This window comes from Methylobacterium sp. Leaf113 (genome assembly GCF_001423325.1).
Taxonomy (GTDB): Bacteria; Pseudomonadota; Alphaproteobacteria; order Rhizobiales; family Beijerinckiaceae; genus Methylobacterium.
In genome coordinates this window covers 138737-155411 of the sequence record NZ_LMNJ01000023.1, presented here as the reverse complement: position 1 = coordinate 155411, position 16675 = coordinate 138737, and the positions used below count along the sequence as shown (strand labels likewise).

Sequence of the window (16675 nt, the reverse complement as noted above, 5' to 3'; positions counted from 1 at the left end):
GACCATGAGCCTCCTCGTCACACTCGCCGCCGACATTCTCGTCGCCGTCCTCCTGGTTGCCAGCATCGTTTCGTCGATGCGGCTCAGCGGACGCATCACCAAGCTGAAGGCCGACGAGGCGGCGCTTCGCCAGACCATCGGCGACCTCGTCATGGCGAGTTCCACCGCCGAGCGCGCTATCGTGGGCCTGCGCGCAACGCTCGACGAGTGCGACCGGACCCTGGCTGACCGGCTCGGAACCGCCGAGCGTTACGCCACGGATCTCGCGGCTCATGTCGAGGCCGGCGAGACGGTCATCGCCCGCATCGCGTCGATCGTCGCGCAGGCTGCCCCGGGACGAGAGATTGTCCGCGCCGCCGCGCCACCGACGCAGGAGCCGCGCGACCTGGAGCGCGTGGTCGCCCCCGTCCGCATCGCCCCGGCCGGGCCGACAAGTCCCAACGGTGAGCGCCTCGGCGTCGCCGCTGCCGCTGCTCTCGCCATGTCCGAGCGGGCCCTGGGCCGCCTGAGGAGCAAAGCCGCGTGACGATTCCGGCTCGCACCCAGAAACCGAGCCGCCTGGTGCGGCTCCGCCAACAGCGGCCCATCAAGCTGCGCCTGATCGATGCCGTGACCCTGGCAGCTGTCGGATTGCTGGTGCTCAAGCTCGCAGCGATTACCGTTGAGGAATCGAGCCTGCAGCCGGGCGCGCCGATGCCGGATTTTGCGCGTGTTCTCGCCAAGGCTCGAACCAACTATGAGCCGGCCGACCCTGCGACCACCGGATCGGTCACGCCGAAGGAGCCGGAGAAACCAGCTCCGGAGCCTGAGAAACCCGCCGTGCGGCCGCCACCACCGCCGGAGGCGATGCCCGCTTCCGAACGCGCCATTCTCGAGCGTCTGGCCACACGGCGGGATACCCTCAAGCAACGCGGCGATGCCCTGGACCTGCGCGAGCAGTTGATCGGCAAGGCCGAACGCAAGCTGGAGGAGGGCGTCGATTCGCTGAAGCAGGGCGAGGACAAGGCGGACGGTAACAGTGCCCAGCGGGCCGAAGCCGAGAGAGCCGCCCTCAAGAACATCGTCACGATGTACGAGACGATGAAGCCGAAGGATGCCGCACGGGTGTTCGACAGGCTCGGCCTCGACATTCTCGTGCCCATCGTCCTCGCAATGAATCCCCGCAAGATGGCCGAGGTGCTTGCCCTCATGCAGTCCGAACCCGCCGAGAAGCTGACCGTCGCGCTCGCCAACCGTGCGCGCGGCCAGGGCGGCGTGACGGCGCCCACCGTCGCCTTGGGGCTCGGCGCCAACGAGCTTCCGGCGATCGACGCGCCGGGGTCTCCCGCGCCGCGCCGATGAAATGACGAATCGGAGGCTCCGTCCACCGCGTGATGCCGCGCTCCATTGCGCGCTGCGCCGCGCCCGACTAGGGGCAGGGTTCGCGGACGGAACAGGTATCCACCGCGTGGTTTCGGGGGAGCCAACTACGTGTCGTCCAGCAGCTTGATCCGTTCCCTTGCCGTGATGAGCCTCGCGCTGTTCGTGGCGGGGCCCGTCGTCGCGCAGGATGCGGCGGCACCGACCGCATCGGACCCGGCGGAGGCTCCTGCCAAACCGAAGCCCCGGAGGGCGACGCCTGCCAAGCCTGCGCCCACCAAGGCGGCCGCGCCCACGCCCGCCGCCACCCCTGCGGCCGGTGCGGGGTGGCCGAGTGGTGCGAGTTCCGTGAGCGAGGTCTACGGCGATTGGACCGTGACCTGTGCGAAGGCCGACACGAAGGTCGAATGCGCCGTCATGCAAGCGCAGGGGGCGAAGGGCCGTCGTGAATTCGCTCTGGAGATCCGGCCGCCCAGCGACGGACGGGCTCAGGGCTTCATCCTGATGCCGCTCGGTCTGGCCATCGAGCCGGGCGTATCGTTCAAGCTCGACGAGGCCGTGCTGGGCAAGGGTGCCCCATTCATGTCCTGCAGCCAGGAAGGCTGCCTGGTGCCGGTCAGCCTGCCGACGCTGGCCACCGACACGATGAAGACGGCCAAGAACCTGCTGGTTTCGGCTACGAAGCCGGATGCCAAGGAGCCGGTCGTCATCACGGTCCCGCTCGAGGGATTCGCGAATGCCCTGGCGCGCGCCGCCGCCCTGGCAGGCTAATCGGCAAGCGAGCGAGCACTCCAGCGGGACTGTGCACACCTCCTGTGTCCCACCCTTCGCTTCGAGCCAGCGACGCCATCGCTCTCGATAGGGAAGCAGACCGCAGGATCGAACTTCGAAGAAAAACCACGTGCCCGACCTGCGATGGGATCTGGCATCAGGGCGGACGCTCCAGGAGACATCTATGACGAGATCGGCTGCGCTGACGCGAAGCTTGACGGCCCTGGTCGTGGTCGGCGCCCTGACGGGTCACGCCAGCGCACAGGACGCATCGCCTCCGGAAAGGCCGCCCGGTCCTCCACCGACGGCGGCGGAAGCCAAGGCCGAGCAGCAGAAAAACAGTGCCGCCAAGCTCGCCGGCCTGCTGGCGTTCGTCGTAGCGTCCTGCCCGGACGTCAGGCCGAACACCGAGCGCTTCAAGGCCGTCGTCTCAGGTCTCGGCGTTGCGTACGACGATCTCGCCAGCGGCGAACTGCGGATTCGCGCTCAAGCTTATACCGAGGTCTACAGCAAGGATATCGCCGCCAACTGCGCCCGTGCGACGGAGAATTTCGGTCCCAAAGGCCGGACGATACCGGATTTAATTGTCAAACGTTAGGAGTTCGAACAAAGCGACCGGGGGTCTTAAGCGCCCGTTAGCCCCGAAGAGGGAGGATGCCTCACTGGTGCGGCGTTCGGCGAAACGGCTCGGTAGCGAGCGGGTTCGTCCCTTTAGGTTTGGTGAAAACTGCGATGGCACTCGGCGCCGATATCGCGACACAACGGCGTCGGCTTCGGACCGGCCTCGCCGCGATATCAGTCGCGGCAGCCACCCTGTGGGGAGCGACAGCCGCCTCCGCTGCGCGACTCACGGCCGTCAAGGGGGCCCAGATCGAACGTTACGGACGGATCGTCCTGAACTTCGACGGCGTCGTCTCCGTGAAAGCGCGTGTCTCCGGCTCCGTGCTGGTCCTGACTTTTTCCGAGAAAGCCAGCACCGGTCCGGAGCGGATCGCTTCCGAGATGCCGGACTTCGTCTCGGCGGTTCGGCGCGATCCGGACGGCACGGGTTTGCGGCTCGCACTCCAGAGGCCCTATCGGGTCAATGTGCAGCAGGCCGGCGAGACCGTCTTCGTCGATCTCCTGCCGCAGGATTGGAGCGGTCTGCCGCCGCCCCTGCCGTCCGATGTGATCGCCGAACTGTTTCGCCGAACTCAGGCGGCCGAGGCGGCCCTTCGCGCAGCCAAGCCCCCCACCGAACCGACGCCTCTGCGCCTCGAACTCGCCCACCTGTCGACGCTCACGCGTCTGAGCCTGCGCATGCCGGCATCGGCGCCCCTCGAATTCGATGCGGTCGGTGGAGCGACCCGTCTCGTTCTCCCAGGCGCTTGGCGGATCGACGACATCGCGACGCGCGGGCGTCTGAAGCCGGCGATCGCCGCGCTGTCGGTGGAGAACGGCGTGGCCGGCGCGCGTCTCCTCGTCACTCCGGCGGCGGGCTTTGAAATCAGAACCTTCCACGATGAGGACGGGGCGACGATCGACGTCGCGCGCAAGGCGACCGATCCCAAAGCGATGTCCGCAGCCGCCGCCGGATCGCCGCCGCAGGATGTTGGCGCGGCGGACCCTGACGCGAAGGCGTCCGCCCGGGCCGACGCCAAACCGATGGACGCCAAGCCGACCGACGCCAAGCCGGCCGACTTGAAGCCAACCGATACGAAGCCGGAACGCACCTCTGCGATACCCTCGTCGCCAATGACGGAAGCGCTTGGGCAGCATCCGCCCGAGCCAGTTCAAACTGCGATTCAGAGACCCGCCGGTCCAGGCCTCGTGTTTCCCTTCCGTACCCGGCCGCCCGCGGCCCTGTTCGAGCGCGCCGGCATCGCCCATCTGGTCTTCGAAACCACGGAACCGGTGGTCGTTCCGAGCGGCGATCCGCTGCTCACGCCGCTCGGGCCACCGACGCGAACCGGACGCGTCGTCCTCCTACGGTTTCCGGTCCCGCGTGATCGGCTGCTCGATCTTGTGCCCGTTGGTCCCGCAGAAGCACCCACCGGCTGGGAGCTCGTGGCGGGTGAGAACTTGGCGGCGAGCGTCGCGCTCTCGGCCGTCCGCGTCACCGACGCGGCCGGCCGGGTCGGCGTCGGCATCCGGCTCCCCCATCCCGGCGTCGCGTCCTGGCTCAACCTCGACGGCGAGCGCATCGCTGTCGTCACCGGCCAAGGCCCGAAGCCGGCCGGAATCCCGAAGCGCCAAGTCTTCGTCGATTTCGAACTGTTGCCGAGCCGCCAGGGCGTCGCGGTGCTGGCGCAGGCCGATGATCTTCTCGTGCGCCCTGATCTCGACGGTGTCGCAATCTCGCGCGACAGCGGCATGGCGGTCTCCGGGGTGGCACGCCAGGACGAGGCTCCGCTCGCGACGTTGAGCGACCTCGCCGTCGATCGGACCCCATGGGAAGCGTCCCAGCGCGGCGACATCCGCGAGGTTCTCAACGCGCAGATGCAGGCCATAGCGGAAGCGCCGCGCGCGGCGCGCGGCCCTCTGCGAATGGTGCTGGCCCGCACGATGCTGGCCAACCGTCTGGCGATCGAGGCCCTGGGCGTTCTGAAAACCGCCTTCGCCGACGACCCCGTTCTGGCCGGCCAGCGCGACATCCCGATGCTGACGGTAATCGCCGATGCCCTGCTGGGGCGCACGGGCGACATGCGCACGCACCTCGCCGCCGAGATCCTGCGCAACGATCCCGAGGCGCGAGCGTGGCAAGGCTACCTCGAATCGCTGGAGGGTCGTTGGAGCGCCGCCAACACATCGTTCCGCGCGACCGCGAGCGTGCTCGATCGCTACCCCGACGACCTTCAGGCGCTGTTGCGCACGGCCGCAACCGAAGCCGCGATCGAGACGGGCGACTGGGATGCCGCCAATCGGCAGATCATCGCGGCCACCCGCGCCGCCGATCACCCGACTCGGGAACGCCTCGCGCTGCTGCGTGCGCGGATCGACGAGGTCACGGGTCAGACCGTGGCGGCCCTCGACGCCTATGACCGGCTGAGCGACAGCACCGAGGCGCAGACCGCTGCAGCTGCCCGTCTGCGCGCGACGCTGCTGGCGCACGCCTCAGGCAAGATCCCGGTCGCCGATGCGATCGAGCGTCTCGAAACCCTGTCGCTGTCTTGGCACGGCGGCGATCTCGAGCCGAAAACTTTGTCCGGCCTCACGAAGCTCTACATCGAGGCCGGCCGGTGGCGCCAAGCCCTGATGACCGCGCGACGGGCCGATGCCCTCGGCTCGGATTCCCCCCTGGTCCGGGAGGTCCACGACACCGCGCAGAATCTGTTCGACGATCTCTTCCTCGGCGAGCGCAGCCCGAAGCTCTCGGGCGTGGAGGCCCTGGCGCTGTATTTCGACTTCAAGGATTTCGCCCCGATGGGCCGGCGCGGCGACGAGATCGTGCGCCGCCTGGCGGACCGTCTGGTCGAGCTCGATCTGCTGGATTCCGCCGGCGAACTCTTGCAGCATCAGGTCGATCGCCGCCTCACGGGCGCGAGCCGCGCGGGGGTGGCGACGCGTCTGGCCGCGATCCGTCTGATGGATGACAAGCCGTTGCAGGCCCTGCAGACGCTGGACAACACCTACTTGCCGGAACTGCCGGAGGATCTTCGCCGCGCCCGAGCACTCCTGCGCGCACGCGCGCTGTCGGACCTGTCCCGCACCGATCTCGCGCTGGAGACCATCGAGGGCGAGACCGGCGCGGACGCCGAGCGCTTGCGAGCGGACATCCTCTGGACCGGCCGGCGCTGGCGCGAGGCCGGTGAGGCCCACGAGGGACTGGTCGGCGACGCCTGGCGGCGGCGTGTTCCCCTGGAGGACGCGGCGCGGACCGACATCCTGCGGGCCGCAATCGCCTACGGGCTTGCCGGCGAAACCCTCGACATGGAACGCTTGCGCGGAAAATTCGCCGATGCGATGGCCGAGAGCGGCGACGCCCGCACCTTCGCGCTGCTCACTCAGGCGAACGCCGTGCGCACGCCCGGCTTCCGGGAGATCGCCCAGAAAGCCACCAGCGCCGAGACGCTGCAGGCGTTCCTCTCGGAATACCGCAAGCGCTATCCGGACAGTGCCGTCCCGACGCCGAGCAAGCGTGACACCGATGCGAGGGCGGATGCACAGGCGAGCGCGCCGCCGCCGGGCTGAGCGGGAACGCCTTGCCAGGGCGCCGGCGGAGCGCTTCGTAAAAGTCTGATCAGATTCGCGGATTTCAATTCAGCGCCGCGCAACAAACGCGGTGCGGCCACGTTCTGAATCCAATCGCATCGATCAGTGCGGCGCACGTTCCAGCCTGGCACATCAGAGGCCCACCATGTTCACGGAACCGCTCGACACCAATACCGGCAAGACCCACCTCGACATCTACGACAGCCAGCAGCGCAGCTCGATCGCATCGCGCCTCGGGGTCTCCGAAGATCGCCTGAAGCGCGCCGTGCGGCTCGTCGGCAATCGGATTTCGACCCTGAAAAGCTATCTCGAGCGCTGACCGGTCACGCAGGACTGATGTCGGACAGGGGCGCCCTCGGGCGCCCTTTTTCATGTCCGGCTCGTTCGGGCCGAGATCGCGGCCCGTCAGGTCCCGTAGCTCTGCACCAACGAACCGGCGACGAGGGTCCATCCATCGACCAGGACGAAGAAGATCAGCTTGAACGGAAGCGCCACCGTTGCGGGCGGCACCATCATCATGCCGACCGCCATCAGAATTGATGCGACGACGAGGTCGATGATGAGGAAAGGAATGAAGAGCAGAAAGCCGATTTCGAAGGCGCGGCGCAGCTCGGAGATCATGAAGGCTGGCGTCACCACTTCCAGGCCGACCGCCTCGGGCCCGGCGGGCACCGGCGCCTTGGCCATGTCGAGGAAGAGCTTCAGGTCCTTCTCCCGCACATTCTTGAGCATAAAGGTTTTGAAGGGCGCCGACGCGCGCTCGAACGCGACGCTCTGGGTGATCTGTCCGGCGATCAGCGGCTCGATGCCGTTTCGGTAGGCTTCCCGTCCGACCGGGGCCATCACGAAGGCCGTCAGGAACAGGGCCAAGCTGGTAACCACGGCATTCGGCGGTGCGCTCTGGGTTCCGAGCGCCGACCGCAGGATCGACAGCACCACGATGATCCGGGTGAACGAGGTCGCCATCACCAGCACGGACGGCGCCAGGGCGAGGACGGTGAGGAGTGCGACGAGCTGCAGCGCGCGTTCGGTCACGCCCCCGGTGCCGAGATCGACCGACAGGCTCTGAGCCTGCGCAGCTGCGGTACTCAACGCCAGACCCGCGCCGATCAGGATTGGGCGGCGCAGGCGCCTTGGCAGGGAGGGTCGGGGCTCAATGATCATGCGGGTTCCGGGTGGTGCGACGCAGCGTTGCCGCGCGCTTCTCATAGCACCCGGACTCCCGCGCGCATCCCCGCGAGGCCTGACCTACGACTTCCGATCGAGCGGCCGACCGAGAAGGCGCGCGAACTCGGCCTCGATCTCTTCCACGGAAAACGGATTCGGTGTTGGCGCTGCCTTCGTCGGCTTCGGCGCCGGTGTTACGGGCGCGACGAGGGGAGGCTGGTCGTCCGTCTGGTTTGCCGTCGATCCGGGAGGATTGTCCGTGGGCTTCGGCGCGTCCGCAACGACCTCGTGGACGACCGCCGTCGAGTCCTCGCTGGGCTCGGGCTCCTGGACCGGCGGGGTATCTCGGACAGGCTGATTTTCTCGGACAGGCTGATTTTCTTGGACAGGCTGGATTTTTTGGACAGCCTCACGCGCCTCATCAGAATCGCGCTCCCGGACGGGCTCGGGGATATTCTCGCGCTCGGGACTGTTGACGCGCTCGAACGGGGTGGACTCAGACTCGCCGGCCGAAGACCCGGAAGACGTGTCCGTGGCGGACGCAGGCTGGTCGCCTGCCGGACGATCGGTCGCGACGGCCTCGACCATGTCGGCGAAGAAGAGATCCTGACCGGCGGACGCTTCGGACGCCGCGGGTTCCGTCGGCGCCGGGCCCCGTGCCGTTGCAGCCATGGCGGCTGCGATCGGATCGATCGAGACCGGCCTTACGCCGTGTGGCGCCGGTTCGCGTTCGCCCGCGGTCATGCCGGCTTCGGCCTCGGCCGGTGGAATGGGCGCAGGCTGGACCGGCATGGCCGGACGGACCGCCGCGGACGGACGGCGCAACGCCTCTTCCAGCTGCCGCGCCATATCGGACAGGATCGCCGCATCGATGCCGCGCGTCGCCGGAGCCGATGAGACGGGTGCCGGCGGAGGAGCTGCGGGGGGAGCAACCGGAGCACGGGGGCTTGCCTGCTCGGGCGTTCCCGGAAAGCCGACCCGCTCGGCGAGACCGGCCGGGACGAGATTCGCGATCGACGGCGGCGTCCGCCTGATCACGCGCGCCAGCTGAGATTCCCGCGGCCGCGCTGTCAGGCCCGGATCAGGGAGCGGAGCCTCAGGAGTGGAAATCTCCGAGACAGGGGCCTCTGGGGTAAGGGGCTCGGGGACCGGTTCGGAATGCCCGAAGGCACCGAGCGGACGACCGACCGTCCGGGGCGGGGCGTCGGAGCCTGGCACCGGCGCAGAGACCACCACCGGCATCTCGAAGGTTGGCTCGCGATAGGGCGCGATCGGCTGGTACGCGGGGGCAGGAGCCGGTTGCGTCTGGTGGGCGATCGAGGGTTCGGGCAGCGGATTCAGTGTCGGCTCGGGCGCCTCGTCGAACGCTGGCTCCTCGGGCGGCAGGCGAGCGCTGATGCCCCGCAGGATGTTGCGTTCGATCACCACGTCGTTCGGACCACCGACGAGCAGGAGGTGCTCGACGTTGTCGCGTCGGAGGAGGATGAGCTGACGCTGACGATCCAATTCGTAGATGTCGACAATGCCGAGCCGCGGCTGGCGTCCCCGTGCCGAGTTCTTGTCCGACAAGGGCATTCCCTTGCCGCCGAGGCGCCGGATCACGAACACGACGGCCGCCAGGATCACGAAGATCACGGCGAAAATGATCGCGAACTGGAGAGGGAACGAGCCTTCCGAGCTGAAGAACGATGGCAAGACCGGGGTCTCTCGCTTTTAGGGGCTCGTGGCCCGACGCAACACTAGAGGGACCAGTATCATGCGCGGCAGCGGCGCGGGCAACAACGTTAAGACTTCGTTAACAGCTCCTTTTCAGCTTCCCGGACCCGTAGCAGTGAGAAGCATTTAGGAGAGGTCAGGTGCCCTGCCGCCCGATCTGATCACGGGCTGGCAGGGCATGCCGTGTCCACACGACGAAGCCGATACGCAACGCGGCTTGAGTGCGTTCTGAAGCAGGTGCGGTTAGCCGCGCTTCAACGTGCATTTGCGCCACGGTCTCGAAACGGGACCCGTTGACGAGCTCGGCGCGTTGCTACGGCACAGACTCGAGCGAGGATCGACGTGACGCCTGCGGATGACCACCACCAGCACCATCTCCGCGACGCCGTCGCGCTGGCCCGTGACAACGTCCTTCAGGGCGGCCGGCCCTATGGCGCCGTGATCGTACGGGACGGCGAAGTGCTGTCGCGGGCGGTCAACACGACGGCGATCACCCAAGATCCGACCGATCACGCCGAGATGGTGGCGATCCGGGAAGTCAGCCGAACACTGGGACGCACGAAGCTCGACGGCTGCATCGTCTACGCGAGCGGACGACCCTGCCCGATGTGTCACGCGGCCATGCGTCTGGCTGGAATCACCCGGGCCTTCTTCGCCTTTAGCGCGGAAGAGGGCGAGCGTTACGGCCTGATCGGTGCGGGCATCTACGCGGAACTCTGCCAGCCCTTGGCGGAACAGCCGATGCGCGTCGAGCACCAGCCCGTCGCCGTGGCCGAGCATCCCTACGCCCTCTGGCGCGACCGTCAGACAATCACCGATCGAGCAAACACGGATTGAGCACACACTGATTGAGGATGACGCGATGACTGTCCCGCGTTGGATCTCCTTCCTGGCCATTGCGCTATTTCTCGCGGCAGCGGTCACCCTCGGGCTCCTCTGGAGCCGGGGCGCTTTGCGGCACCCCAGCGAAGATGCCCGCGGCGGCGCCGCGCCAGCGGCCTGCGCACCGCTCAATCCCAATGGCCCACCTCCGGCCGACTGTCCGCAGGTTCGGCAGCCGACGGAGCGGAAACCGTAGGCGCCGTACGCTTTAGAGAGCAGACGGTTCGATTTTTAACGGTGCATTAACCATAGCAGTGGCAAATTCTGCCGGTCCTACCGGGCAGAGTCTTCCGGGTGAGGGGGAGGGTTTCACCCATGTCCATCACCGACCTTCCAGTTCTCGGCATGCTGCGCACACGCATGCAGTGGCACCAGAGCCGCCAGAAACTTCTGGCGGAGAACGTCGCCAACGTCGATCTCCCCGGGTTCAAGCCGCGTGATCTGGCTGACCCGAATCTTGGCCGAACCGGCCCCGTCCTGGCGCAACCGTCGGGGTCTACGACGAGCAACAGCCTCGCGATCACGAACGTTGCCCATATCGCGCCCGGCGGGGGGCCGGATGGCCCCGGCGCCGATCCCCGGCGCGTCAAGGAGTTCGAGATCCGTCCCAACGGCAACGGCGTCAATCTCGAGGACGAGATGATGAAGGCCGGCGACAACCAAGCCGACTACCAGATGGCGGCTTCGCTCTACCAGAAGAGCATCGACACCCTCAAAATCGCCATCGGCAAGCGCTGAGCGGCCATCGATCTCTTGTCGGAGCTTGTCATGGATTTCCTGAAATCGCTCACCACTGCCGCCTCGGGGCTCAAGGCTCAGTCGAGCCGGATGCGCATCATCGCCGAGAACATCGCCAACGCGGATTCCGCTCCCAGCACGGTCGGCGGGCAGCCATACCGGCGCAAGATCGCGACCTTCACCCAGCAGGTCGATCGCGAGACCGGCGCGGCGCTGATCGAGCAGGGACGGGTCCGTCGCGATACCTCACCGTTCCGGACCAAGTACGACCCGGGCAACCCGAGCGCCAATGCCCAGGGCGAGGTAGCGATGCCCAACGTCAACGGGCTGATCGAGAACATGGATATGCGCGAGGCCCAGCGCTCCTACGAGGCCAATCTCAACATGGTGACGGCCACCCGCCGGATGGTCGCCAAGACCCTGGAAATCCTCAAGGCCTGATCCCATCCCCGATCTTCACTGAAAGCCCCACCCTATGACGACCAACGCTTTTGCCGCCGGGGCTTATTCGGCAATCCAGAACATCGGGGCCAAAGGCGCTCCCAAGATCGCGTCGCCCACGGGCGCAACGGGATCGAACTTCACCTCGCTGCTGACCTCCACCCTCGACTCCGTCGGCGAGGCGGGCCGCAAGGCCGACACTCAGGCCCTGGCGGTGGCGGGCGGCAAGGCGAACGTCGTCGACGTCGTGACGGCAGTGGCCGAGAGCGAAACCGCCCTCCAGACGCTCGTGGCCGTCCGCGATCGCGTGATCTCGGCTTACGAGGAAATCATGCGGATGCAGATCTAGGGCAACGGGTCGGACATCTCTTTTCCCTTTGAATCGAGCACTTTACCCCAGACGCAAGATGACATTCCTCCCATGACCGGTCTCGCCATCATCGACGTCGCCCGCGACGGCATCTTCGTCTTCCTCAAGGTTGCGGGGCCGATCATGCTGGTCGCCCTCGTAGTCGGTCTCGTCGTGTCCCTGCTACAGGCCCTGACGCAGATCCAGGAGCAGACCCTGATCTACGTTCCGAAGATCGTGGCGGTGTTCGCGACGCTTCTGCTGATGCTGCCCTTCATGGGCGACGCCCTCGGCAGCTACATGACCCGCATCGCGGCCCGCATCGTTTCCGGCGGCTGAAGCCTGTTATGACGGGGCATGAATCTCCTCCTGCCGGGCATCGCCGCGTCCTTCCTGGTCACCTTCGCGCGGATCGGCACCCTGGTGATGCTGATGCCGGGGGTCGGCGAACAACTCATCTCCCCGCGCCTGCGACTCGCCTTCGCGCTGCTGCTTTCGCTCATCCTGTTCCCGACCGTGCGGCCGCTTCTGCCGATGCAGGGCGGCGCCATCGCGGGGCCGGACTTGATCACGCTCCTGATCGGCGAATTGCTGATCGGGCTGGTGCTCGGGCTGACGGTTCGGATGGTCCTCGCCTCCCTGCAGACGGCCGGCATGATCGTGTCGCAGCAGCTCGGATTGTCGTATGCCATGACGGTCGATCCGACCCAGGGCGGGCAGCAGGCGGCGATCGGCAATTTCCTCGCCCTTCTCGGCGTGACGCTGATCCTCGCCACCGATCTGCACCACATCGCCCTGGACGGGATCGGACGCAGCTACGTCCTGCTGCCGCCGACCGGCCTGCCCAGTATGGGCGAGGCGGCGAGCCTCGCACTCAAGGCGATCGCGCGCGGCTTCGCGCTCGGCGTCCAGATCTCGGCCCCGTTCATCGCCTTCGGCATCCTGTTCAATGTCGGGCTCGGAGTCTTGGCGCGGCTGATGCCGCAGATGCAGGTGTTCTTCGTCGCCGTTCCGGCCTCGGTCCTCATCGGGATGCTTCTGCTGCTGGGCAGCCTCGGCGTGATGATGGGCGTCTTCCTCGACGATATCGGGCGTTACTTGGCGGACCTCGCCGGGCGCTGACGCGCAGCACGGAGTCCTGAGCCGTGGCCGACGATTCCGATCCGGAAGACAAGACCGAAGACCCGACTCCGCGGCGCATCGAGAAGGCGATCGAGCAGGGCAACGTCCCGAACAGCCCGGAGATCAACACCTTCTTCATCCTGGCGGCCTTCACCATGGCCCTGCTGATGGTGTCGGGCATGATCGCCAAGGATATGGTGGCGAGCATGCGCGGGTTCCTGATGAACGCCCACATGGTGCCGTCGGACCCGACGGCCTATACCGAGATGGGATTGCGCACGCTGATCATCTGCGCGCAGGCCCTGTGTATACCAGTGGGTCTCGTCGTGGTCGCGGGCCTGGCGGCGGGCATGATCCAGCACCCCTTCGTCTTCAGCACCGAGGCGCTCGGCCCGAAATGGGATCGGGTCTCGCCGATGGCCGGCGTCAAGCGCGTCTTCGGCATGGAAGCCTTGTTCCAGTTCGTGAAAGGGCTTGCCAAGCTCGGCATGGTCGGGGTCGTCGCCGGCACCATCCTGTGGGGCGAGCGCGACCGGATGGAGGTGTTCGCGCGCCTCGACCCGAGTGCCGTCCTGGCCGGAATCCTTACCCTCGCCCTGAAGATGATGGCGGGCATGCTCGCGGTGTTCGTGGCCATCGCCCTCGGCGACGCCGTCTACCAGCGCTTCCGCTGGCGCCAGCGCCTGCGCATGTCGAAGGAGGAGATGAAGCAGGAGCACAAGGAGAGCGAGGGCAGCCCCGAGGTGAAGGGCCGCTTGAAGCAGCTCCGTGCCCAGCGCGTGAAGAAGCGCATGATGGCCGCCGTGCCCACCGCCACCGTCATCGTCACGAACCCGACCCACTACGCGGTCGCGCTGCGCTACGAGGCCGGCATGGCGGCGCCGGTCTGCGTCGCCAAGGGCGTGGATTCGCTGGCGCTCAAGATCCGCGCGGTGGCCAAGGACCACGACGTCCCGATCCTTGAGAACCCGCCGCTCGCGCGCGCGCTGCACGCCACCGTGGAGATCGACGAGGAAATCCCGGCCGAGCATTACCGTGCGGTGGCCGAGGTCATCGGCTACGTCATGCGCCTGCGCCGGCGCGCGGCGTAAAGGAGAGCCGCGTGACGATTGGCGCGCGCGCCCGCCACCCTTTATGCACCGTCTTTCGCGAGAATTCTCGGCGACTTGCGCCGGTTGGCCCTTGCTGCGAACGGAAGCAGGGCGCTAACCGGAATGGCTTCAGGGGTGGATCGGCGGCGGATGGTTGAGTTCAGCGGACACGGAAAGCCCGCGTCGAACGCGATCGATCGCTCCGAGCGGCCGGGGCGCGTCGGGCTGCTGCTGGTGCTGGCCGGTTTGCTGGTCGGCGCGGCGGTCGGCCTGTCCTTCGTCGCCAGCGACCAGGCCCAGCCGCTCATCCTCGGCCTGCTGGCACTGCTCGCCATGGCGGGGGTGTTCTGCCTGTTCGCCCTGGCGATCGGCGCGATCCAGTTCGCCGGCCAGACCACCCGCGACGACATCACCAAGGCGATCGTCGATGCGGCGCCGGATGGCGCCATCGTGGTGGAGGAGGGCGGCCGCCTGATCTACGCCAACGAATCCTACCTGCGCCTCGCGGGCGGCGAGACCGTCGCCAGCCTGCGGCCGGTGGAGCGGGTCTTCGTCGGCTCGCCCGAGGTGTCGGAGGCCGTCTACCGCCTGGCTCAGGCCTCCCGCGACGGCCTCGGGCACGCCGAGGAGATCCGGATGGCGCCGCCGCCGGGTAGCGCCGCCGAGCGGGCCTTCGCGTGGTTCCGCATCAGCGTGCGCCCGGTCGAGCGTCCGCGCCGGGCCGCCACCCTCTGGACCGTCAGCGACATCACCCACGAGCGCGAGCGCCAGGAGAACGTCTTCCAGGAACTCCAGCACGCGATCGACTACCTCGATCACGCCCCCGCCGGCTTCCTGTCGATCGATCCCGCCGGTTCGATCGTCTACATGAACGCGACCCTGGCCGCCTGGCTCGGCTACGATCTTGCCACGGTCGGCTCCGGCGGGCTCCGCCTCGCCGAGATCGCGCCCGGCGCCGATGTCCTCACCGCCTCCGAGGGCCTGCCCGGGGAGGTCCGCACCGATCGCTTCGACCTCGATCTGCGCCGCCGCAACGGCCATCCGCTGCCGACGCGCCTGTACCATCGCGTCGCGTTCGGCCAAGACGGACGGCCGGGCCCGTCCCGCACCTTCGTGCTCAACCGCTCGGCCGGCGCCGAGAGCGACGAGCCGCAGCGCGTGGCCGAGGTGCGCCTCGCCCGCTTCCTCAACAACAGCCCCATCGCCATCGCGACCCTCGACCAGAGCGGCCACATCGCCCGGGCCAACGCCTCGTTCGCGCGGCTGTTCGGCGGCGTGCCGCGCCAGGCGCTGCCCGATGGACGCAACGACCTGCACGGCGAGCCGACGATGTGGGAGGCCGTGGCCGAGCGCGATCGCGCGGCCCTCGAAGCGGCCCTGAGCAAGGCCGCCGCCGGCCTCGCCGAGGTGCTGCCGATCGAGATCGCCCTGTCGGGACCGGGCAACCGCTCGGCCCGGGTGTGGCTGAGCCCGGCGGGCGGCGAACCGGCCGCGGTCGGCCGCGACGGCGCCGAGGCCGACCAGGGCGACCGCGAGCGCGTGATCCTCTACGCCCTTGACACCACGGCCCAGCGCCAGCTCGAGCAGCAGGTGGCCCAGGCCCAAAAGATGGACACGGTGGGCCAGCTCGCCGGCGGCATCGCGCATGATTTCAACAACGTGCTCCAGGCCATCATCGGCTACTCGGATCTGCTGCTGGCGAGCCACCGGCCGACCGATCCGGCCTTCCAGGACATCATGCAGATCAAGCAGAACGCCAACCGGGCCGCCAGCCTGGTGCGTCAGCTGCTCGCCTTCTCGCGGCGCCAGACCCTGCGCCCGGAGGTGATGAATGTCGGCGAGGCGCTGTCCGACCTGACCCTGCTGCTCAAGCGCCTGCTCGGCGAGCGGGTCGACCTCGACCTCAAGCACGGACGGGACATCTGGCCGATCAAGGCCGACGTCAATCAGTTCGAGCAGGTCATCGTCAACCTCGCGGTCAACGCCCGCGACGCGATGCCGGAGGGCGGCCGCCTCCTCATCCGCACCGCCAACATCGCGCACGACGCCGTCCCCACGGAGAACCGGGACGGGATGCCGACCGGCGACCATGTCCTGATCGAGGTGCTCGACACCGGGCAGGGAATCCCGCCCGACGTCATGGAGAAGATCTTCGAGCCGTTCTTCACCACCAAGGAAATCGGCAAGGGCACCGGCCTCGGGCTCTCGACCGTGTTCGGCATCGTCAAGCAGAGCGGCGGCACCATCGACGTGCGCTCCACGGTGGGGGAGGGGACCGCCTTCCGCATCTCCTTCCCGCGCCACGAGCCCGCCGCCGAGCCGGCGCCCGAGCCCGAGATCGCCCTGGCACCCCCGAGCCCGCAGACGACCGCCGCCATCGCGGCCGACCGACTCAAGGTGACGTCGAGCCGGGCCGAGGCCGAGAAGCCCGCGCCGCGCAAGCCCGCGCCGGACCATACCGGGCAGGGCGTGATCCTGCTGGTGGAGGACGAGGACCCGGTGCGCGCGGTCAACAGCCGTGCCCTGTCGGCGCGGGGCTACACCGTGCTGGAGGCCGCCTCCGGCCTCGATGCCCTGCGGATCATCGCCGAGACCACCGAGACCATCGACCTCGTGGTGTCCGACGTGGTGATGCCCGAGATGGACGGGCCGACCCTGTTGCGCGAACTGCGCAAGCAATCGCCCGACCTCAAGGTCATCTTCGTCTCGGGCTATGCCGAGGACGCCTTCCGCAAGAACCTTCCCGACGGCGAGGATTTCAACTTCCTGCCCAAGCCCTTCAGCCTGAAGCAGCTCGTCGAGACGGTGAAGGAGATCATCGCGCGCTGAGCCGGCGGCGACGCAGATT

General features: G+C 67.9%; 16 protein-coding genes. 14 read left to right on the top strand and 2 right to left on the bottom strand.

What is annotated here, in order from left to right:
- Positions 1-4 precede the first annotated feature (4 nt).
- From ASF60_RS14710 to ASF60_RS23780, 6 genes are all read left to right on the top strand, one after another.
- Positions 5-526, top strand: coding sequence for a DUF6468 domain-containing protein (locus ASF60_RS14710; protein ID WP_056186228.1), 522 nt, complete (start codon positions 5-7; stop codon positions 524-526).
- On the top strand, positions 523-1341 hold the full coding sequence (locus tag ASF60_RS14705) for a MotE family protein (protein ID WP_056186224.1): 819 nt from the start codon (positions 523-525) through the stop codon (positions 1339-1341). Before ASF60_RS14710 ends, ASF60_RS14705 begins: the two co-directional genes overlap by 4 nt.
- 165 nt (positions 1342-1506) lie before the next feature.
- Entirely contained in the window at positions 1507-2130 is a 624-nt protein-coding gene (locus ASF60_RS14700; protein WP_056186221.1) for an invasion associated locus B family protein, read from the top strand.
- A 214-nt stretch (positions 2131-2344) separates the two neighbouring features.
- Positions 2345-2728, top strand: a complete 384-nt coding sequence (locus tag ASF60_RS14695; protein WP_244478439.1) for a hypothetical protein — start codon at positions 2345-2347, stop codon at positions 2726-2728.
- 134 nt (positions 2729-2862) lie between these two features.
- Complete coding sequence (locus ASF60_RS14690) at positions 2863-6300, top strand: hypothetical protein (protein WP_056186219.1); 3438 nt, start codon at positions 2863-2865, stop codon at positions 6298-6300.
- Between the two features lie 166 nt (positions 6301-6466).
- Positions 6467-6640 (top strand): DUF3606 domain-containing protein, encoded by a 174-nt coding sequence (locus ASF60_RS23780; RefSeq protein WP_082507968.1) that lies wholly within the window; start codon positions 6467-6469, stop codon positions 6638-6640.
- An 86-nt stretch (positions 6641-6726) separates the two neighbouring features.
- Here the strand turns inward: ASF60_RS23780 and fliP are convergent, their stop codons facing one another.
- Together fliP and ASF60_RS14680 are read right to left on the bottom strand one after the other, a co-directional pair.
- Positions 6727-7485, bottom strand: coding sequence for a flagellar type III secretion system pore protein FliP (gene fliP, locus ASF60_RS14685; RefSeq protein WP_056186216.1), 759 nt, complete (start codon positions 7483-7485; stop codon positions 6727-6729).
- A gap of 84 nt (positions 7486-7569) precedes the next feature.
- Positions 7570-9123 (bottom strand): hypothetical protein, encoded by a 1554-nt coding sequence (locus tag ASF60_RS14680; protein ID WP_244478438.1) that lies wholly within the window; start codon positions 9121-9123, stop codon positions 7570-7572.
- Between the two features lie 423 nt (positions 9124-9546).
- On the opposite strand from ASF60_RS14680, the gene ASF60_RS14675 reads away from it, so the two are divergent.
- From ASF60_RS14675 to cckA, 8 genes are all read left to right on the top strand, one after another.
- A complete protein-coding gene (locus tag ASF60_RS14675) occupies positions 9547-10041 on the top strand; it encodes a nucleoside deaminase (RefSeq protein WP_056186210.1) in 495 nt (164 codons plus the stop codon).
- 360 nt (positions 10042-10401) lie between these two features.
- Entirely contained in the window at positions 10402-10824 is a 423-nt protein-coding gene (gene flgB, locus ASF60_RS14670; RefSeq protein ID WP_056186208.1) for a flagellar basal body rod protein FlgB, read from the top strand.
- A gap of 30 nt (positions 10825-10854) precedes the next feature.
- Positions 10855-11265, top strand: a complete 411-nt coding sequence (flgC, locus tag ASF60_RS14665) for a flagellar basal body rod protein FlgC (protein WP_056186205.1) — start codon at positions 10855-10857, stop codon at positions 11263-11265.
- 34 nt (positions 11266-11299) lie between these two features.
- A complete protein-coding gene (gene fliE / locus ASF60_RS14660) occupies positions 11300-11614 on the top strand; it encodes a flagellar hook-basal body complex protein FliE (RefSeq protein WP_056186203.1) in 315 nt (104 codons plus the stop codon).
- Positions 11615-11686: 72 nt separating this feature from the next.
- The gene (gene fliQ / locus ASF60_RS14655) at positions 11687-11953 is read left to right on the top strand and encodes a flagellar biosynthesis protein FliQ (RefSeq protein WP_056186199.1); all 267 of its coding nucleotides are present in this window, start codon (positions 11687-11689) and stop codon (positions 11951-11953) included.
- Positions 11954-11971: 18 nt separating this feature from the next.
- Positions 11972-12736, top strand: a complete 765-nt coding sequence (gene fliR / locus ASF60_RS14650) for a flagellar biosynthetic protein FliR (RefSeq protein WP_056186196.1) — start codon at positions 11972-11974, stop codon at positions 12734-12736.
- Between the two features lie 23 nt (positions 12737-12759).
- Positions 12760-13827 (top strand): flagellar biosynthesis protein FlhB, encoded by a 1068-nt coding sequence (gene flhB, locus ASF60_RS14645; RefSeq protein WP_056186194.1) that lies wholly within the window; start codon positions 12760-12762, stop codon positions 13825-13827.
- Between the two features lie 150 nt (positions 13828-13977).
- Positions 13978-16656 carry a cell cycle histidine kinase CckA gene (cckA, locus tag ASF60_RS14640; RefSeq protein WP_056186191.1) on the top strand — a complete coding sequence of 893 codons (2679 nt, stop codon included), beginning with the start codon at positions 13978-13980 and terminating at the stop codon, positions 16654-16656.
- Positions 16657-16675 lie beyond the last annotated feature (19 nt).